We start from the raw sequence: 16,987 nt of genomic DNA, 5'->3' as shown, positions 1-16,987 counted from the left end.
CCGGCCCAGCGAAAGTGAGCAGCCGTGGCGGCGTGGATCCGGAGGAGTGGCTTCGTGAGCATCGCCTCAGGTCAGGACCGTCGAAACTCGTTCGCTCGCTCAGCGAACGTGACCGCCTTTTCAGGTATTCCTGCAGCAAGGATCGCATCTCGGAAACTGGCCATGGCGACCAGGTCGTGAATGGGAGCTTCGGCGGCTACTCGTCTGGCGAAGGCCAATGCCTGTTCATCCGCCCCCGACATCTGCATTGCGTTGATGTAATGGGCCACGCTGGAGGCGCTGCGGATAGGCGCATGGATGGCGATGCGGGTAGCGAGCATCGTCGCCTGCTTGTCCGCACCGGCCTTGTGCATTACCTCCAGGAGGCGAGCCATCGCCCCCGCATCTCGAACGGGAACACGCCGAGCCACGCGTTCGGAGAGGGTGCGGATCTGGTCGAACATACCCCCATTGAACATGGCGTCCAGTAGTCGGACGGCATCCGTGGGCTTCCGGACCGATGCGTTAGCGGCAACCCGCCTGGCCAGCGTCTCAGCTTGTTCCCGCATTCCAGCCCCAAGCATCGTGTCGAGGAAGCGGATCACGTCGGTGACGTGGCGGATCGGGGAATCGACGGAAAGAAGGCTCGCGAGTATCACTACTTGCCTCTGCGCCCTTGCACCTAGCAGCAACTCCAAGAGATGCAATGTCGCGGCGACGTCCCCCACCGACCGGGTGTCTATAATGCGCCCCGCCAAAGTTATGGCGTGTTCTACCATCCCCGCGTCCAACATCGTGGCCACCAGGCGTACCGCGGCGGCGACATCCCGCACAGAGCCGGTGAGCGCCGTGCGCCCAGCGAGAGTTATGGCGTGTTGTTCCATTCCCGCGTCCAACATCGTGGTGAGAAGGCCTGCCGTGGCAGTGGCGTCGTGGGTGGGGGTGTGGGTGGCTATCTGTTGGGCGAGTACTAGTGCTTGTTCTTCGGCGCCCATTTTCCACATGGCGTCCAGGAGGCGCGCTGCGGTGCTCGCATCGCGGGTGGGGGCGTGCGTGGCTATCTGTTGGGCGAGTACTAGTGCTTGTTCTTCGGCGCCCATTTTCCACATGGCGTCCAGGAGGCGCGCTGCGGTGCTCGCATCGCGGGTGGGGGCGTGCGTGGCTATCTGCTGGGCGAGTAGTAGCGCCTGCTCCTCGGCACCCGCTTTTCGCATGGCTTCCAACAGGCGGATGAGATCAGCCGTGGAGTGGTTGGATGTAAAGTTGATTTTCGTCTCCACCGCTGCCCGCTCAGCAAACAACACGGCGGGCTCCTGTGCCGATGTGCGGGCTATCGCCTCTAGGAGACGGATCGCGTCGGGAACGCCTCGAACAGGGGTATTGGTGGCAGCGCGCATCGCATAAGACGCGGCATGCTCCTGTGCGCCCGCGTTCAACATCGCCTCCAGCAGGCGGATCACATCTGCGGAGTAGAAGACGGGGGTGTCGATGGCTGCGCGGCTGGCAAGGGTTACCGCCTGCTTTCGTGTGCCGGCCTTCAGCATTGATTCCAGTAGAGAGACCACGTCCGCGGTATCGCGGACGAAGGCTTCGGATGCCACATGTTCCGCGAGAACTACAACCTGCTCCCACATGGCCGCCTTCAGCATCGCGTCCATCAAGCCGGTGACGGCGATCGGATCAGTAAGATCAATACCTTTCAAGATGTCGTCTGGAGCAGTAAGTGAGGGGCTCTCCAGTTGGTCGAGCAGTCTTTCCAGGGTCTGGCAGCGGTTCTCGGCCTCAATGGCCCGCTCCCGGGCCTGACTGAGATGGCGTGCGAGGTTGTCGACCTCACGATCCAGGTGATCTTTCTCGCCCTGCAGTGAGGCTCGGTCGGCGTCCCAGGCCGCCCGCATGCGGCCGTTCTGATCTTTGAGTTCCTCCACCTGACGGATGCGGTCCGCCAATTCCTCTTCTAGGTTTCGAGCATAACGTTCGGCAGCATCGCGTCTGAGGACGGCCAACTCTAGTTCGTCGCTGGCACGACGCACCCGATATTCGCCCGGATGGGCACTTCGTAGCGCGTCCAACTGTAAATGGATCAGGTGGTCGCGGACTTCTTGGGAGACCTCCCGCCCCCGCCCGGCCATGACGGTGAAGAGGGCGTCGAGGAACCACTGACCCGGGGGGACGCGCTTGCCGTTGAGATAACGTGACAAGGTGCCCTTGTCGACGGGGAAGCGGCTGGCGAACCGGTTGATCGAGATCTCTGCCGCACGCCAGATTATGCGCAATTCGGTCGTCCATGCCAAGACTTCGGGGCTCAATGCCGGGTCCAAGGGTTTAAATCCCGTTGATGTTCGGGTCGCTGCCGATGGACTAGAGGCGAGGTCAGTCATGTGCTTCATCATCAGCGGTGAAGCCCGCCTGTGTGAGCCGAAGCGGCGCATTAGCGTTGCCATCTGCTGCAACGCTTCCACGCGTAGCCGTTGCGGCGTGGCGCAACACTCAGCGCATATGGCTTCCTGGTAGCCCTACCATGCGCGACAAGGAGGCTCCATGCGACTGTCTTCTCGCTCAAATGGCCTGATCAGCTTCCGGGCTGCCGCCATCCTGGCGATGGCCCTCGTCGTTGGTGCAATCGTCGGCGCCCTTACCTACTGGTCCGCCCGTTCGATCATCCAGGCGCTGCTTGCCGTCGGCACCACGATCGGCGGCACGAGCGACGTGCTGGACCGGCTTCTCGGAGGAGGCCCGGCGGCCACCGTGTGCCGACTGGAACATCAGCAGTCGTGCTCATGCGGCGGTGAGCGATCTAGCAGGCCTGATCGCCAGGACAGCGGCCGCAGGAGACCGGAGCCCGGGTGAGCCGGACCCGAGAGGTTGAGCGTCGTTTCCTTTGGCGAGTCTGCGCCGGCGGATACGGGTGGCGAGGCGGCGAGAACTAGGAACTGTCCGGGTTTGCTTTTCGGGGGCACTGGTGAGTAGCAGGCCATCCGATAGTTCCACGCCCTGGCCGTCGTCCTGGATTGAGCGTCCAGGTCAGCGCTTGCGAATCAGGACAAGTACGTCACATACCTGATGTACCTGATCTCGTGTCCTGCTGAGGAGCGAACCGAGGGAGACCAATGGAGGGGCTGCGATGTCCGCTGTCACCACGACGGCTACACCGAGGCTCGCAAGCACCTCACGACGCTTTGGGACGCTGTTGAGAGCGGACGCATGGCGACCGTACGGCGCGACTCGTCTTGGGCCACGTACTCGGTCCGCTTGCTCGCCAGGTCGATCCAGCGCAGGAGATCGAGGTAGGCGTCTCTGCGTTCCTTGAAGAAGCGCGCCTTTTCGTCCGCCAAGCGAATTTGCTCGACCATGTGTTCGGCGTGGATGCGGCTCTGTGAGCCGGCAAGCAAATGAAACCCACTCCTATGGCGCCAGCGGCGCCTGTGACGACAGGTGCGACCCACTCCCAAGCCATCCGTTAGTCCTCTTTCTCCGGTGTCCGGTCGCCGGGGCGGGTTCCGGTCCGGGCACGGATCAGGATCAGGCGCCAGCGGCCAGGGCCGAGCGTGTGTTGAGAATCGATCGTTACTCGGACACCGAGACTCCCCAGCTTCCTCGACGGAGGGGGCGGTAGGGGCTCTCGACTGGATCGCCGAGCCGGGCGAACCAGGATCGCCCGGCGCCGTGGCGGGCGCCGGGATCGGTCAGGTCCCAGCTGGTGAACGCGCGGTCACTGCGGCGGCCGCCGCCCGCTTCGGTGGTGTCCGGCAGGATGTTGGCATGAAGCTGAGATATCCATGCGTGTGCTGCGGTCACCTGACCATGGGTAAAGCGCCCGGCTCTTATCAGATCTGCCCGGTCTGTTTTTGGGAGGACGACGATGTGCAGCTGCGCTGGCCCGACTGGGCTGTCGGAGCCAACCGAACCTCACTGATCGAGGCTCAGCAGAATTTCCAGGACTACGGGGCTTGCGATGAGGGTGTACTGGAACACGTCCGGCCGCCCGAGGACGGCGAGTCGTTGGACACCAGCTGGCGCCCTATCGATCCAGAGCGCGACCATTTCGAGCCCCGGGCCGTTCAGCTGGCAGCGTGGCCCGGCGACAGGACTTTCCTGTACTGGTGGCGCTATCGGAATACCGGATTCTGGCGCCCTGCCGGGTGAACCAGGTCATCCGGTCTGCTCATCTACCGAGACAGCCCGAGGCCGGTGGCGCGGAGAGCAGCACGCTTGCTACGCGGCCCGGCTGAGCGTGTTGGGGGGATCGGCGGTTCGTGTGTCGGGTGTTCGCGGGCTGGCTGTGGGTGGGCTGGCTGTTCGTGGGTCGGGTGGTGGGAGGAGGTGGTAGGTGTAGCCGCCGGCGGTATCTCGGTTGGTGTGTATTCGGTGGGGTTTGGTGTGTTTGTAGCGGTTGTGCCATCCGCAGCACAGGGCGAGTTGGTCGATGTCGGTGGGGCTGTTTCCGAGGGACCATCCGTTGACGTGGTCGACCTCGCACAGCGTCCCGGGAACCTCGCACCCTCGTACCGCGCAGGTGGGGTAGAGGGTTTCCAGGACGTGGCGTTGGGCGGCGGTGGCGAAGCGGACCTTGTGACCCAGGTAGAGGGGTGTGTGGCCGCCTGTGAGCAGGAGGGGTGAGACTCCGGCGGCGAGCGCGATGCGGCGGGCCTGGGGTGCGGGGATGGGGGTGCCGTCGGTCAGCCGCGCCGGGGTGTGGCCGCCGGTGAGGGTGTCCAGGTCGCAGATGACGGTGACCTTGGTGGCCTTGTGCCCGCCCGACAGGACGCTGGACAGCGCGGCGGCTGTTCGTTCGGGCAGGTCGCGGTGGTCGTCTTGGCCGGCCGGTTTGACCAGGGGTGCCAGGGTGCCGTCCCAGCTGGCGGTGTCTTCGGGGTTGAGCCAGCCTCGGATGTAGCGGCCGCCGTCCAGGGAGCGGGTGGAGGTGATCCACGACCGCCCATACCCACGCTCAGCGTCCTGGGGAGCGTGCTCTTGTCCGTCGCGTTCGGTGATGACGTCGCGGATGCGGTGTCCGAACGCGGCGACCTTCCCGGGTGGGAAGCCCTGGCCGACCAGGTCCAGCAGCAGCGTCTCGGCCTTGGTGCAGTCCTCATCATCAAGCCGCGCGACGGCGTCGGCGACCGTGGTGGCGTAGCCGTAGGACAACTCGCCTCTGGTCAGCAGCTCGGCCACCGCGGGCAGTCGGTGGCGTTGACGGGCCAGGGTGATGCGTTCTTTGGCGCGCGTGTCGCGCATGCCTATCCGTGACCGCAGCCACGCCTGGGTGGAGGGGAAGCCCCAGCGGCGCATCTCCCCGGCCCCGTCCACTCGCTCGATGAGCCCGGCCAGTGCGCTTTCGTGGACGTCGGAGGCGGCCGCCAGCGTCTCGGCGAGTTCCATGCAAGCCGCAGGCGATTCGGGTGCGGGGCGGGTGGCGAGTTCGGCGGCGATCGCGGCGGCGGCGTTCACCAGTTCTCTGGTGGACGCCTCACCGAGATCCATATCCGTGACCGAACACATACGCAGAGTATATCGAACTGACTATCGAGCGACACCAGAGGTGGGGCTTGATTAGTGTCACCACTGGGATAGCCGGAGCCCAAGGAACTTCGAAATCTGTTCGCGATCTTGACAGTGGACCGCGTCAGCGATCCGGCCGGGCCGACCGCCGGGAGGGTGGTCATGTCAGCCGCACGGAGACGTTGCCTCGGTGGTCGCCGCGGAGCATGGACAGGAAAGCGCCGGGCACGCCGTCGATGCCGGTCTCGACCACGGTCCGCGGATACACGAAGCGACCCTGGTCCAGCGACGTGCGGAAGTGGTGGTGCCAGGCGGAGATCTGCTCGGGCGTGTGGTGGCAGGAGAACGGCAGCAGTTCGACCTGCCTGGCCTGGGCCGCGGTGCGGTCGGGCTCGGGGAAGCGATCGGGTGCACCGCCCAACTGGGTGGACAGTGATCCGCACAGGGCGAACCGTGCTCCTGGCGCGGCGACCTCGAAAGCGGCGTCGTACAGCGGCCCGCCGACGGTGTCGAAGAAGACGGTGATGCCCTCCGGAGCCAGTTCCTTGAGCGCGGCGACCGGGTCGTGGTGGTAGTCGAAGGCGGCGTCGAAGCCGAGCTCGTCGACGAGGTAGTCCGCCTTCGCCTGGCTGCCCGCACTGCCGATGAGCTTCTTCGCGCCCAGGTTGCGGGCGATCTGACCGGCCAGCGAGCCGACGCCCCCGGCCGCGCCGGAGACGAACAGGGTGTCGCCCTGGCCGACCTTCGCCACCTCGGCGATGCCGTAGTAGGCGGTCGGCCCCTGGCCCAGGTGGTAACTGGGGGCGGGGTAGGCGTCCGGGTCCAACGTGAAGTAGGAGGCCGCCGGGCCCGCAGAGTGCGTGCTCCAGCCGCTCATCGACTGGACCAGGTCACCCTCTTTCAGGTCCGGGCAGGCCGAGCGCAGCACGGTGCCGATCGCCATGGCGCCGATCCGCCGGCCCGGCTGCCAGGCCGGGATCGGAAGGTGGCAGTCGGGGCGCATGAGTTCGAGGTAGGTGGCGGCGAGGCCCAGGCAATCGGTGCGCACCACGACCTCGCCGTCGATCTGACTCTGAGCGACGGTGAAATGCTCAGGGCCGGGGACGCCTGCGATCTAGGCGGTCAGGTGGATCTCGCGAGTCATCATGCTGACGACGCTATCCGGCCTTCCGGCCACTTTCTGACCGGAAGTCGAGGATGATGGGGATATGGCCAACACCAGTTCCCGCACCCTCACGCTGCTGTCGTTGCTGCAGTCCCACCGCCACTGGTCGGGCGCCGATCTGGCCGACCGTCTCGGGATCTCCGAGCGCACGCTGCGCCGGGACGTCGATCGCCTGCGTGAGCTGGGATACCCGGTGCGGGCGTCCCGGGGCACCGATGGCGGCTATCAGCTGGCGCCCGGCGCCGTCCTGCCGCCGTTGCTGCTCGACGACGAGGAAGGGGTGGCGCTGGCGGTCGGCATGGGGAATGCCGCGCAGAGCGGGATCGCGGATGTGGAAGAGGCGGCGGTGCGCGCGTTGACCAAGGTGATGCAGGTCCTCCCGCCCCGTCTGCGGGCTCGGGTGAACGCGCTGCGCGCCATGACCGTCTCCGCGACGCCCACAGGACCGGTCGTCCCGGCGGATGTCCTGACAGCGATCGCCCAGGCGTGCCGGGACCAGGAGCGGCTGTGCTTCCAGTACACGGCGCGCGGGGGTTCGCAGACCGAACGTGAGGTGGAACCGCATCGTCTCGTGGCGCTCGGGGGCCGCTGGTATCTGGCGGCCTACGACCTGGCCCGGCACGACTGGCGCAGCTTCCGCCTCGACCGGCTGACCCGGCCGCGCAGCACCGGTGCGGGTTTCCGGCAGCGGCCCCTGCCCGGCGGGGACGCCGCCGCGTTCGTGCGGGCCTCGGCCCAGGTGCCCACCGCTCACACGGTCGTCGCGTTGGTCCACGCCCCCGCCGATCAGATACGCCCGATGGTCGGCCAGTGGGGCAGGATCGAACCGGTCGGCCAGGACCGTTGCCGGCTCACGATGGTGTCCACCAGCCTGGACTGGCCCACGCAGGCGCTCGGCAATGTCGGCGCCGCATTCGACGTGATCGAGCCGCCTGAGTTCGTCGATCACCTGAGGGACTGGGGGACGCGGTTCCTCGACGCCGTCGACAGATCAGCCGCCCCAGCCGAGGACAGGCCCTAGCGGTTCGGGGGAGCCGCCGCGTGGACGGCGGTGCGGAGGGCCTCGCGGGTCAGGAGCAGGACGGGCCGTCCGGGGCCTTGCTGTCCCGCACCGCGACCGCGCTCGGCATCCCCGCCAGCCCGGCCATCTCGACGCAGTCACCGCCGTTGGAACCGCTGTGGGTGCTCTTCCGCCATCGGACTGCTGTCAGGTCCATTTTTCTGGATCACCTTTCTCATCACTTCGCGCGACATCTGCTCTGTGAGTGCCTGTGCACGAAGAACGATCAGGGTCTTGGCCAGGACGGACAGGTCTGCCGGAGCGTCCGTCGTGATGGGACGTATCCCGGTCTCGACATAGGCGATCTCGCTGCGATCATCCATCGTTGCGACCACGAACGCGCCGCTCCGGTACGCGTCGGGGGAGGGCGATGAGGTGATCTTCCGGATCGGGCGGGCCCGGGACGGGGCGGTGTGGGTCGAGGTCCAGGACTCCGACTGCGTGATGCCCCGCGTCCAGAGCGCGGACCTCAACGGGGAGTCGGGTCGGGGACTGTTCGTCGTGGAGGAGCTCACCCGGTGCTGGGGTGCTCGGCCCTGGCGGAGGGCGCCGGCAAGGTCGTCTTCGCGATCCTCGACCTGTGACGGACATGCGAGAGGGGCGGCCCCCCCGACCGCCCCTCCGCGTCCTCGAAAGGACTCTCCGCCCAGCGGGGCCATTCCCGGTCCCCGGGGCGTTCGAACAACATGTTAGTCGAATGGACGTTGTCGAAGAACGGGAAATGAAGAATCTCGTAAGTGAGGAGTAAGGTGACCGGCTTTACCCGTCTGGCCTATTCTCGTACCACTTGGCCGTATGTGTCGGAGAGGTCCCGTCCGTGAGGATGATGGGTGAGGGGAGGTCATTGACGATCACGTCTCTCCGGACGGGGTATTTATGCGGGAATCCTCTCCTGACCTCGGGCGTTACCTGTCATCATGTGCCGGTGTAAGGGTGTGGCGGATGGGCTGTGTGGGCTCACCGCCGTAAGGTGATTCGCGTGTGGTTGGACGTCGGGTTTGTCGCGATCGTCGCATCGGATAACGCGCTTCATAATGGATTCTTCGACGTGATGTGAACCGAGATCTTTGGTTAGGCTTCCCTATGGTGAAAGAAGGAGCGGGCTCTCGGGGGTGGTCGGGTACCGAGAGCCCGCGCGCAATTCACGGCAATTTCGCGCCGATGACTTCCGTCGGCCGCGTGGTCGGGGACGGGGTCTCCGGCCGGCGGGCGGGCCACCAGAAGCGGTGTCCCGCGTCCAGGGCCAGGGCGGGGACGATGACGGAGCGGACGAAGAAGGTGTCCAGCAGTACCCCGAGGGACACCAGGACGCCGATCTGTACCATCATCGTGATCGGCATGACGCCGAGGACGCCGAACGTGGCGGCCAGGACGAACCCGGCGCTGGAGATGACGCCGCCGGTGAGGCCGAGGCCGCGCAGGACGCCCGCGCGGTGTCCCGCAGCGGCGACCTCCTCACGGATCCGGGAGACGAGGAACAGGTTGTAGTCCACGCCCAGCGCCACCATGAACAGGAAGCCCATGAGGGCGACCTGGATGTCCAGGGCGGGGAAGCCGAACCCGTACCGGAACAGCAGCCAGGCGGCGCCCAGCGCGGCGAAGTAGGACGCGACGACCGTGGCGACCACCAGGAGGGGCGCGACCACCGCGCGGAGCAGTGCCGTCAGGATGAGCAGGACGACCCCCAGCACGAGCGGGATCACCACCCGCCGGTCGTGGGACTGCGCGTCGGCGAGGTCGACCAGGAGCGCGGTGCTCGCCCCGAAGTCCGCCTCCGGGACCGCTGCCCGCAACGCACGGACCGTGCCCTTCGCCGCCTCGCTGTCGGGTGGGTCGGACAGGACGACGTCGAGCTTGGTCAGCCGTCCGTCCGTCGAGCGTTCCGGCGTCCCGACGCGGGCGACGCCGGGGGACGTGCGGAGTGCGGCGGCCACGGTGTCCGGTTCGTCGGTGACGACCTGGAGCGGACGCCCTTGGCCGCCCGGGTAGTGCTGCGCCAGCAGCCGTTCTCCGATCGTCGAACCGGGCGTCGTGGTGAGGAAGTGGCCGCGGTCCAGGCCGGTGTTGATGCCGAGGCAGCCTGCGGCGAGGGCGGCGAGCACCGCCAGCCCGCCCACCCAGACCACGCGGGGACGTGCGGCGATGCGGGCGCCGACGCGGTCCCACAGGCCGCGCGAGGGCGGGGCGTCGCCGTAGCGGGGGATGCGGGGCCAGAACACCCAGCGGCCGAGGATCACCAGAAGGGCGGGCAGCAGCGACATGACGACGACGAGGCCGCCGAGGACGCCGATGGCGCCGATCGGCCCGAGCGCGTAGTTGAAGCCCATGCGGGCGGCGAGCAGGCACAGCAGGCCGAGCGACACCGTCGCGGCGGACGCGGCGATCGGGGCGGCGGCGCGGCGCAGCGCGGCGGCCATCGCGTGGTGGCGGCCCGGATGGCGGCGCAGCTCTTCCCGGTAGCGGGCGAGCAGGAGGAGTGCGTAGTCGGTCGAGATGCCGAAGACCAGCGCGTTCAGGATGGTGGACGTCCCGTCCGCGACGTAGAGGCCGGCGTGCTTGCCGAGGAGGTAGACCACGGCGCCCGTCGTCTGGAGCGCGATCGCCGCGTTCACGATCGGCAGCAGCCACAGGATCGGGCTCCGGTAGGTGAGCAGCAGGGCCAGAGCGACCAGGACGACCGTGACGATCAGGACGGGTTTGTCGACCTTCTGGAACGCGTCGCCCACGTCCAGCGCGGATCCGGCCGGGCCTGTGAGCCTGACGTCGAGTCCCGGTGGCCGGTCCCGGTTCGCCTGGTCGCGGAGCTTTCCCGCGTTGCCGACGAGGCCCTCGTCCCGCAGCGGGACGGTCAGCATCAGCGCCTTGCCGTCACGGGACGGGACGGGCGCCGCGATCGGCCCGGCCGCCACCGGGGCGAGGGCACGGCGGTCGGACTCGGCCTTCGCGCGGTCCGCGCCGGTGAGGCCCGACGGCCGGATGTAGGCGAGGATGCCCGGCGCCAGGTCGCCGTCCGCGAACCGGGCCTCCAGTTCGGCGACCTTCGTTGACTGGGCGCCGCGCGGAAGTTCGGCGGACGAGTCGGCCTGCACGACGTCGGGCAGCCGGCTCGCCAGCGGCACGGCCAGCGCCGTGACCGCGACCCAGAAGGCCAGGACCGCCCATTCCAGCAGGCGCCGTCTCGGTGAGGGGCGTTTGCGTGAGAGCAGCATGAGGTGCTCTCCTTTCGGTGGGGGTTCGCGTTGCGTGGAAACACGCCGTTCGGCGTGGTGATGCGGGCTTCCGCCCGTCCGGGCCGGCGAGCGGCAACTCGGCGGCCCGGACTTCTCAGACCTCCGGGAACGCCAGGAACCTGGCGTGGAGGGTGCGCGCGTCGGGCGGCGGATCGTCGTCCGTGCGCTTGTAGCGGTAGAGGAGCGCGATGTACTCCTCGAAGAAGGGACGCACCTGCTCCGGCGTCAGCGTGAGGGTGGAGAACGAGAAGAGCAGGGCGTCCGCCCACGGGCCCATCCCGTCGCGTTCCCGCAGGTAGCGGTCCAGCATCTCCATCTCGTTCGCGAACTCCCGCTGGGTCAGCTCCTCCACGGCCTCGCGCATCCCCGGCGACTGCTCGCTGTAGGCCGGCAGCCGCCGGTCGCCGGGCACCGCCCGCCACCAGCGCTCCCGCCCGCGCGCCAGCTCGGGGACCTCCTCCACGAACCCGTGCCTGGCGAGCTGCCGCAGGTGGTAGCTCGTCGCGCCGGTGCTCTCGCCCAGCTCGCGGGCGAGGGTCGTGGACGAGACGGGCCCGCGCCGCATGATCTCGGCGATCCGCCGCCGCAGCGGGTGCGCGAGCAGCCGCACCCGCTGCGGGTCGGTGATCGTCTCCGGGGCCGGCTGTTCCTTCATGCCCGTGACACTAGAAGTTGCAAAGAGCCTTTGCAAAGTTTCTTTGCGAAGTTCACCGGACAGGACGAGCCGCCGCGACCTGAGAGGGAGCCGCCGTGTGGCTCGCGGGTAGCGGCGCGCCGCGATGGGCCGCGTCCGGGCGCATGTCCTTGGCTGACGGGGGAGGCTGTGGTCAACTTAAATCACCGGCGATGGGGGAGGGGAGCCGAATGCAGCGTCGTGTGGACGAGGTGCCACCGGGAGCGTCGCTCGCCGAGAAGGTCGAGTGGCTGATCCAGAACCTCTGGCCGGCGGACGCGGAGCCGCCGCGCAACAACGTGGAGACGGCCGCGGCCATCGCGCACGCCACCGGTGAGGACATCTCGTCCACCACCGTGTGGAAGCTGCGCACCGGGCGGCAGGAGAACCCGCAGCTGAAGACCCTGACGGCGCTCGCCACGTTCTTCGGCGTGCCGATCGGCTACTTCGGCTTCGCCGGGGAGTCCGAGCCCATCGGCGAGGACCTCACGCTGAAGGCCCTGCGCCGGGACGTCGAGCAGGGCATCATCCGGCCCGAGGTGCTGCGCGCCCTGGTCGACCTGTCCCCGGAGGCGCGCTGGGTCGTGGACGAGATGATCCTCGCCGCCGCCGAGGCCGACCGCGTGCGCCACGGCTGACGCCGCGCGGGCGGTGCCGGGCGATGTTTCACCGGGGACTTGATCAGGTAGAGGGCGACTAGCACCTCACCCGTACTCCGGAGGGGCAATGCCGTCGATCGCCGTCGCCCTCTCGGTACTCGGGCTGGTGGCCGCCCTGGTCGCCGGGGTCTACGCGGTCTCGTTCGCGGTGGCGCCCCGCGGGTTCGAGAGCGGGCCGTTCCTGTCGGGGGCGCGCCCGGCCGAGCACGCGGTGTCGCGCTACCACGTGCGCTGGTACACGGCGTCGATGGTCTTCCTGGCCTTCGACATGGAGATGGTCTTCATGTACCCGTGGGCGCTCGTCGTCGCGTCGATCGGCGTCAAGGCGGTCGTGGAGATGTTCGCCTTCCTGGCGTTGCTGCTGGTCGGCGTCCTCTACGCGTGGCGGGAGGGGGCGTTCCGGTGGGCCTGAGACGGTCCCTGGGACTGGGACGGATCGCCGCGAGGCGCCCGTTCGTCGTCCCGGCGGCGGACGGGACGCGCGACCGGCTCGCGGTCGAGCGCGCGCTGCGCGGACGCCGGTGGCGTCCGGCCCTCTCGCCCGCGGAGACCGGGATGCTCGTGGTGTGCGGGAACCCCGGACCCGCGCTGGCCGAGGCCATCGACGTGGTCTGGCGGGACATGCCGGAGCCGCGCGTGCGCGTCTCGGCCGCCGACCTGGAGGGCGTCGCCGGAGGCCCGCGACCCGCGCTCGACCTGGACGCGGACATGGCCGACCGGGCCGGCGACCGGGACGGACTGAAGCTGGACGTCCTGCATGTGCCGCTCGGGCCCGTGCTGTCGTCCTGGCCGGCGGGCCTGCGGGTGGATCTGACCATGCAGGGCGACGTCGTCCAGGAAGCCGAGGCCACCGCCGTCGACACCGGTGGCGGGACGTTCTGGACGGAGGGGCGCCAGGCCGCGTCCCGTCTCGACGGCCTGTCCCGGCTGCTGCGCGTGGCGGGATGGGAGGCGGCCGGGGAGCGCGCCGCCGTGCTGCGCGATGACGTCCTGGACGGGGCCGCCGGCGACGCGCTGGCGCGACGGTTCGCACCGTTCGCCCGGAAGGTCGGGCGGTCGCGCACCCTGGCATGGATGACGAGGGGCTTCGTCAAGGACCGGCTGGACGGCTGGCTCCGCGACATCGGCGCGGCCCTGGAAGGGCGGCCCGTCCAGCCGCGGGAGACCTGGGACGAGGTGGCCGTCGTCCTGCCGGTGCTCCTCGAAGGGGCGGAACTGGCCCAGGCCCGGTTGATCGTGGCGAGCCTGGACCCCGATCTCGGGGCGGTCGGCGATGGTTGAGGTGCTGGTCCTCGGCGTCCTCGCTGTCGCGGCGGCGGCGCTCGGCGGCGCCCTCGCGGGACGTCCGGCCGAGCCGTTCCGCGAGGCCGCGCGGCTACTGACGGTGCAGCGGCGCGTCACGGCGAGGGCGGACGTGCCGCTCACCAGGATCGGGGTCGTGTCGCTGCCGGTGGCGGCGGCGCTGGCGGCGCTGGTGGTGCCGTTCGGCGACCGCGTCGCGGCCGGGTCGCGGGTCGGCGTCGTCTGGTTCAACGCGATGGAGGTCGTCGCGTGGGGGTCGGTGTGGCTCGCGGGCTGGGGCGTCAACTCGGCGTTCGGGCTGGTCGGCGGGTACCGGTTCCTCGCGCAGGGGCTCGCCTACGAGCTGCCGCACATGTTCGCGCTCATCACCGCCGCGCTCGCCGCGCACTCGCTCGACCTGCGCGCCATCGGGCAGGCGCAGGACGGGCTGTGGTTCGCGGTCTGGATGCCGGTCGCGTTCGCCGTCTACCTGGTCTCGGCCGCGGCGATGGCGTTCTGGGGGCCGTTCGACCATCCCGTGGGCGACGACGTGGCCGGGGGCGTCCTGGCCGAACTGTCCGGGCCCGACCGGCTCGTCTTCCTGGCGGGACGCTACGGGCTGCTGGCGGTGGCCTCGGCCGTCGCCGTCCCGCTGTTCCTCGGCGGCGGCGCGGGGCCGCTGCTGCCGGCGTGGCTGTGGTCGCCGGTGAAGACGTGCGCCGTTCTGGCGCTGCTGGTCTGGACGCGGCGGCGCCTGCCGGTGCTGCGCATGGACCGTGCCATGACCGTGGCGTGGACGGTCCTGATCCCGGCCTCGGTGCTCCAGATGCTCGTCGTCGCCATCGTCGTCGTGTGAGGGGGGAGGAGACCGTGTGAAGGGGGAGACCGTGGAGGCCGTCGCGTTCTGGGTGCTGGCCGTCGCCGCCGTCGGGGCGGGCGTCGCCGTGTTCGTCGTGGACTCGATGGCGCGGGCGACGTTCGCGCTCCTGGCGTCGTTCCTGTGCGTCGGCGGTGAGCTGCTCCTGATCGACCTGCACTACCTCGGCGTCCTGGTCGTCCTCATGATGATCATGGAGATGCTGGTGATGGCCGTCTTCATGGTCATGTACATGATGAACCCGGCCGGGCTGATGCCGATGACGATGCTGCACAACGTGCGCGGTGCGCTCGCCGTCTCCGGTGCCGCCTTCGCCGCCCTGGCCGCCGGGGTGTTCGCCGTCCCGTGGCCGGACCGCGCGGGGCGCCCGCCGCGCGACCCCACGGTGGCGCTCGGCGAGGCGATCATGGGACCGAAGATGCCGGTCATGATGGTGATCGGCGTCGCCATCCTGGCCACCATGATCGCGACGGTGGTGCTGGCCGCGCACCGGGGCCGCTACGACACGGGCCCTGACACACGCCGCCCTGACACGCGCCGCCTTGACACGGGCCGCCATGCCAGGGGCGGATCGCGATGACGCTGGAGGCGTCCCTGCTGCTCGCCGCCGCGCTGTTCTGCACGGGCCTGTTCGGGGCGCTGTCGCAGCAGTCGATCGTGATGGTGATGATGGGCCTCGAACTCATGATCAACGGGATCGTGGTCGCCGGGGGCGCGTTCTGGTTCTGGGTGTCGCCCGGCATGGCCGACGGGCAGGTGCTCGTCCTCGTCGCGATCACGGTGATGGCGCTGGAGATGGCGATGGGGTTCGCCGTGGTCACCGCCCTGTTCCGGGCCCGCGACGTGGACATGACCGACGACGCGGGGGACCTCAGGGGATGAGCGGAGCGAGCAGGGCCGTCCGCCGGCGGGGAGCGTGCGGATGACGTTCCTTCCCGGGTGGCCGGGCGGGCTCGCGGTGGACGGGCTGTCCGCCGTCCTGCTCGTGACGCTCGGCGCCGTCGTGGTGGCGGTCCTCGCCTTCGCGGCGGGGGAGGGGTACGGCGCCCGCTTCTTCGGCCTGATGCTGCTGTTCGCGGCGGCGATGGCCGTCACGGTGACGGCGACCGACCTGGTCCTGCTGCTCACGGGGTGGGAGGTCATGGGCGCGATGTCGTACGCGCTCATCGGCTACGAGTGGTGGGACGCGCGACGAGTCGGGTCGGCGGGCGTCGCGTTCCTGACCACCCGGGCCGCCGACCTGGGCCTCTACGCGGCGGCGGGCTTCGCGGTCGCCGGGGTCCACTCCCTCCGGCTGGACGACCTCGCCGCGGCCGACACACCCTGGCGGGACCTGATCGCCGCCGGACTAGCGGTGTCGGCACTCGGGAAATCGGCGCAGCTCCCGTTCTCGTTCTGGCTGTCGCGCGCCATGGACGGCCCGAGCCCGGTGTCGGCGCTCCTGCACTCGGCCACGATGGTCGCCGCCGGCGCGTACCTGCTGATCCGCGCGCATCCGCTGCTGGCCGCGACCGGCTGGGCCGCCACGCTCGTGACCTGGGCCGGGGCCGTGACCGCGCTGGTCCTGGGCGCCGTCGCGCTCGCGCAGCGCGACCTCAAGCAGCTTCTCGCCGCGTCCACATGCGCGCAGATCGGGTTCATGGTGCTCGGAGCCGGCGCCGGTGCGCTGGACGGCGGCACGGCGCACCTCGTAGCACACGCCGCGGTGAAGAGCCTGCTGTTCCTCTGCGCGGGCGTGTGGCTCGGGGTGCTCGGGACGAAGCGGTTGGACGCGTTGCAGGGCGCGGCGCGGCGCCATCGGACGGTCGGCGCGGCGTTCGGCGTGGGCGCGCTCGCGCTGGCCGGCGTACCGCCGCTGTCGTTGTGGGTCACCAAGGACGAGGTCCTCGCGGGCGACGGCGGCTCGCCGGCCCTCCTCGCGGTGGGGCTCGCGGCGTCCGTCCTGTCGGCCGCCTACGCCGCGAAGGCGTTGCTCGCCGTGTTCCGTCCGGTGGGCGGAGGCGGTGCGTTCCGGGTGCCGTTCGCGCAGCAGGCGCCGCTGGTCCCACTGGCCTTCGCCGCGGCCGTGCTCGGGGCGCTCGGCCTTCCCCCGGTGGCGGACGCCTGGGAGCGGCTGCTCGGCCTGCCCGACGGGAGCGGGCCCGGGCCGTGGACGGCCGCGCTCTCCGGCGTCCTCGCCGTGCTCACGGTGGGCGCGGTCATGGCCGTCCGGCGGATCCCGGAACCCTCGTGGGCGCTCCACTGGCTCTGGCTGGAGGACGCCGCGTCGGTCGTGGTGGTCCGTCCGGCGTTCGCCGCGGCCCGGGCGCTGGCCCGGTTCGACGACCGGGTCGTCGACGGCGCGGTCCGGGGCATCGCACGCGGGGGCCAGGCGATCGCCGGGCTGGCCGGGCGCCGCGTCGAGTTCCGGGTGGACGGCCTCGTCGCCGCGGTCGGCCGGGCGGCGCGCGGCCTGGGCGCCCTGGCGCGGCGCCCGCAGACCGGGCAGGTCCACCTGTACTACGCCCAGGCCGCGGTGGTGCTCGCGGTGCTCGTCGTCGTCGCCGTGCTGGCCGGGTGAG

17 protein-coding genes are annotated in these 16,987 nt (G+C 69.7%); 10 read left to right on the top strand and 7 right to left on the bottom strand.

The window, feature by feature from the left end:
* Positions 1-71: 71 nt before the first annotated feature.
* A complete protein-coding gene (locus tag CHC11_RS18370; RefSeq protein WP_143227164.1) occupies positions 72-2,441 on the bottom strand; it encodes a hypothetical protein in 2,370 nt (789 codons plus the stop codon).
* Positions 2,442-2,520: 79 nt separating this feature from the next.
* Here CHC11_RS18370 and CHC11_RS18365 point away from each other — a divergent pair, with 79 nt between their 5' ends.
* A complete protein-coding gene (locus CHC11_RS18365) occupies positions 2,521-2,829 on the top strand; it encodes a hypothetical protein (protein WP_089312948.1) in 309 nt (102 codons plus the stop codon).
* A 912-nt stretch (positions 2,830-3,741) separates the two neighbouring features.
* Positions 3,742-4,125, top strand: a complete 384-nt coding sequence (locus tag CHC11_RS18355; protein WP_089312946.1) for a CPCC family cysteine-rich protein — start codon at positions 3,742-3,744, stop codon at positions 4,123-4,125.
* Between the two features lie 69 nt (positions 4,126-4,194).
* Here the strand turns inward: CHC11_RS18355 and CHC11_RS18350 are convergent, their stop codons facing one another.
* Both CHC11_RS18350 and CHC11_RS18345 read right to left on the bottom strand, forming a co-directional pair.
* Positions 4,195-5,463 carry an HNH endonuclease signature motif containing protein gene (locus CHC11_RS18350; protein ID WP_179278887.1) on the bottom strand — a complete coding sequence of 423 codons (1,269 nt, stop codon included), beginning with the start codon at positions 5,461-5,463 and terminating at the stop codon, positions 4,195-4,197.
* A 178-nt stretch (positions 5,464-5,641) separates the two neighbouring features.
* Positions 5,642-6,595 carry an MDR family NADP-dependent oxidoreductase gene (locus tag CHC11_RS18345; RefSeq protein ID WP_218826150.1) on the bottom strand — a complete coding sequence of 318 codons (954 nt, stop codon included), beginning with the start codon at positions 6,593-6,595 and terminating at the stop codon, positions 5,642-5,644.
* A gap of 94 nt (positions 6,596-6,689) precedes the next feature.
* Here CHC11_RS18345 and CHC11_RS18340 point away from each other — a divergent pair, with 94 nt between their 5' ends.
* A complete protein-coding gene (locus CHC11_RS18340) occupies positions 6,690-7,667 on the top strand; it encodes a helix-turn-helix transcriptional regulator (protein ID WP_089312944.1) in 978 nt (325 codons plus the stop codon).
* A gap of 49 nt (positions 7,668-7,716) precedes the next feature.
* On the opposite strand, the gene CHC11_RS43685 is transcribed toward CHC11_RS18340, so the two are convergent.
* The 4 genes from CHC11_RS43685 to CHC11_RS18325 form a co-directional block, all read right to left on the bottom strand.
* Entirely contained in the window at positions 7,717-7,794 is a 78-nt protein-coding gene (locus CHC11_RS43685) for a hypothetical protein (protein WP_342749995.1), read from the bottom strand.
* A gap of 10 nt (positions 7,795-7,804) precedes the next feature.
* On the bottom strand, positions 7,805-8,029 hold the full coding sequence (locus CHC11_RS44045; RefSeq protein WP_179278868.1) for a hypothetical protein: 225 nt from the start codon (positions 8,027-8,029) through the stop codon (positions 7,805-7,807).
* A gap of 819 nt (positions 8,030-8,848) precedes the next feature.
* On the bottom strand, positions 8,849-10,915 hold the full coding sequence (locus CHC11_RS18330) for an MMPL family transporter (RefSeq protein ID WP_089312942.1): 2,067 nt from the start codon (positions 10,913-10,915) through the stop codon (positions 8,849-8,851).
* Between the two features lie 115 nt (positions 10,916-11,030).
* Positions 11,031-11,591: a winged helix-turn-helix domain-containing protein gene (locus CHC11_RS18325; RefSeq protein ID WP_089312941.1), complete on the bottom strand. Its 561-nt coding sequence runs from the start codon at positions 11,589-11,591 to the stop codon at positions 11,031-11,033.
* Positions 11,592-11,800: 209 nt separating this feature from the next.
* On the opposite strand from CHC11_RS18325, the gene CHC11_RS18320 reads away from it, so the two are divergent.
* The 7 genes from CHC11_RS18320 (at position 11,801) to CHC11_RS18290 (ending at position 16,986) form a co-directional block, all read left to right on the top strand.
* Entirely contained in the window at positions 11,801-12,247 is a 447-nt protein-coding gene (locus CHC11_RS18320; protein ID WP_143227163.1) for an XRE family transcriptional regulator, read from the top strand.
* A gap of 88 nt (positions 12,248-12,335) precedes the next feature.
* Complete coding sequence (locus CHC11_RS18315) at positions 12,336-12,680, top strand: NADH-quinone oxidoreductase subunit A (protein WP_089312939.1); 345 nt, start codon at positions 12,336-12,338, stop codon at positions 12,678-12,680.
* The gene (locus CHC11_RS18310; protein ID WP_245919384.1) at positions 12,671-13,549 is read left to right on the top strand and encodes a hypothetical protein; all 879 of its coding nucleotides are present in this window, start codon (positions 12,671-12,673) and stop codon (positions 13,547-13,549) included. The genes CHC11_RS18315 and CHC11_RS18310 overlap by 10 nt, the downstream gene beginning before the upstream one ends.
* Positions 13,542-14,405 carry a complex I subunit 1 family protein gene (locus CHC11_RS18305; RefSeq protein WP_089312938.1) on the top strand — a complete coding sequence of 288 codons (864 nt, stop codon included), beginning with the start codon at positions 13,542-13,544 and terminating at the stop codon, positions 14,403-14,405. The genes CHC11_RS18310 and CHC11_RS18305 overlap by 8 nt, the downstream gene beginning before the upstream one ends.
* Before the next feature lie 16 nt (positions 14,406-14,421).
* Positions 14,422-15,006 (top strand): NADH-quinone oxidoreductase subunit J, encoded by a 585-nt coding sequence (locus tag CHC11_RS18300; protein ID WP_245919382.1) that lies wholly within the window; start codon positions 14,422-14,424, stop codon positions 15,004-15,006.
* The gene (gene nuoK / locus CHC11_RS18295; RefSeq protein ID WP_089312937.1) at positions 15,003-15,308 is read left to right on the top strand and encodes an NADH-quinone oxidoreductase subunit NuoK; all 306 of its coding nucleotides are present in this window, start codon (positions 15,003-15,005) and stop codon (positions 15,306-15,308) included. Before CHC11_RS18300 ends, nuoK begins: the two co-directional genes overlap by 4 nt.
* Before the next feature lie 40 nt (positions 15,309-15,348).
* Entirely contained in the window at positions 15,349-16,986 is a 1,638-nt protein-coding gene (locus CHC11_RS18290; protein ID WP_089312936.1) for an NADH-quinone oxidoreductase subunit 5 family protein, read from the top strand.
* Position 16,987: the final 1 nt, after the last annotated feature.

The sequence above is a fragment of the Actinomadura mexicana genome, from assembly GCF_900188105.1.
GTDB lineage: Bacteria > Actinomycetota > Actinomycetes > Streptosporangiales > Streptosporangiaceae > Spirillospora > Spirillospora mexicana.
The sequence above is the reverse complement of the archived record's forward strand: the minus strand, read 5'-3'. Positions and strand labels throughout refer to the sequence as shown.

What these genes read in the sequence shown, in the direction of transcription:
- CHC11_RS18365 (WP_089312948.1), top strand. Translation starts at nt 2,521, where the DNA reads ATGCGACTGTCTTCTCGCTCAAATGGCCTGATCAGCTTCCGGGCTGCC.
- CHC11_RS18355 (WP_089312946.1), top strand. Translation starts at nt 3,742, where the DNA reads ATGAAGCTGAGATATCCATGCGTGTGCTGCGGTCACCTGACCATGGGT.
- CHC11_RS18350 (WP_179278887.1), bottom strand. Translation starts at nt 5,463, where the DNA reads ATGGATCTCGGTGAGGCGTCCACCAGAGAACTGGTGAACGCCGCCGCC.
- CHC11_RS18340 (WP_089312944.1), top strand. Translation starts at nt 6,690, where the DNA reads ATGGCCAACACCAGTTCCCGCACCCTCACGCTGCTGTCGTTGCTGCAG.
- CHC11_RS43685 (WP_342749995.1), bottom strand. Translation starts at nt 7,794, where the DNA reads ATGGCCGGGCTGGCGGGGATGCCGAGCGCGGTCGCGGTGCGGGACAGC.
- CHC11_RS44045 (WP_179278868.1), bottom strand. Translation starts at nt 8,029, where the DNA reads ATGGATGATCGCAGCGAGATCGCCTATGTCGAGACCGGGATACGTCCC.
- CHC11_RS18330 (WP_089312942.1), bottom strand. Translation starts at nt 10,915, where the DNA reads ATGCTGCTCTCACGCAAACGCCCCTCACCGAGACGGCGCCTGCTGGAA.
- CHC11_RS18325 (WP_089312941.1), bottom strand. Translation starts at nt 11,591, where the DNA reads ATGAAGGAACAGCCGGCCCCGGAGACGATCACCGACCCGCAGCGGGTG.
- CHC11_RS18320 (WP_143227163.1), top strand. Translation starts at nt 11,801, where the DNA reads ATGCAGCGTCGTGTGGACGAGGTGCCACCGGGAGCGTCGCTCGCCGAG.
- CHC11_RS18315 (WP_089312939.1), top strand. Translation starts at nt 12,336, where the DNA reads ATGCCGTCGATCGCCGTCGCCCTCTCGGTACTCGGGCTGGTGGCCGCC.
- CHC11_RS18305 (WP_089312938.1), top strand. Translation starts at nt 13,542, where the DNA reads ATGGTTGAGGTGCTGGTCCTCGGCGTCCTCGCTGTCGCGGCGGCGGCG.
- nuoK (WP_089312937.1), top strand. Translation starts at nt 15,003, where the DNA reads ATGACGCTGGAGGCGTCCCTGCTGCTCGCCGCCGCGCTGTTCTGCACG.
- CHC11_RS18290 (WP_089312936.1), top strand. Translation starts at nt 15,349, where the DNA reads ATGACGTTCCTTCCCGGGTGGCCGGGCGGGCTCGCGGTGGACGGGCTG.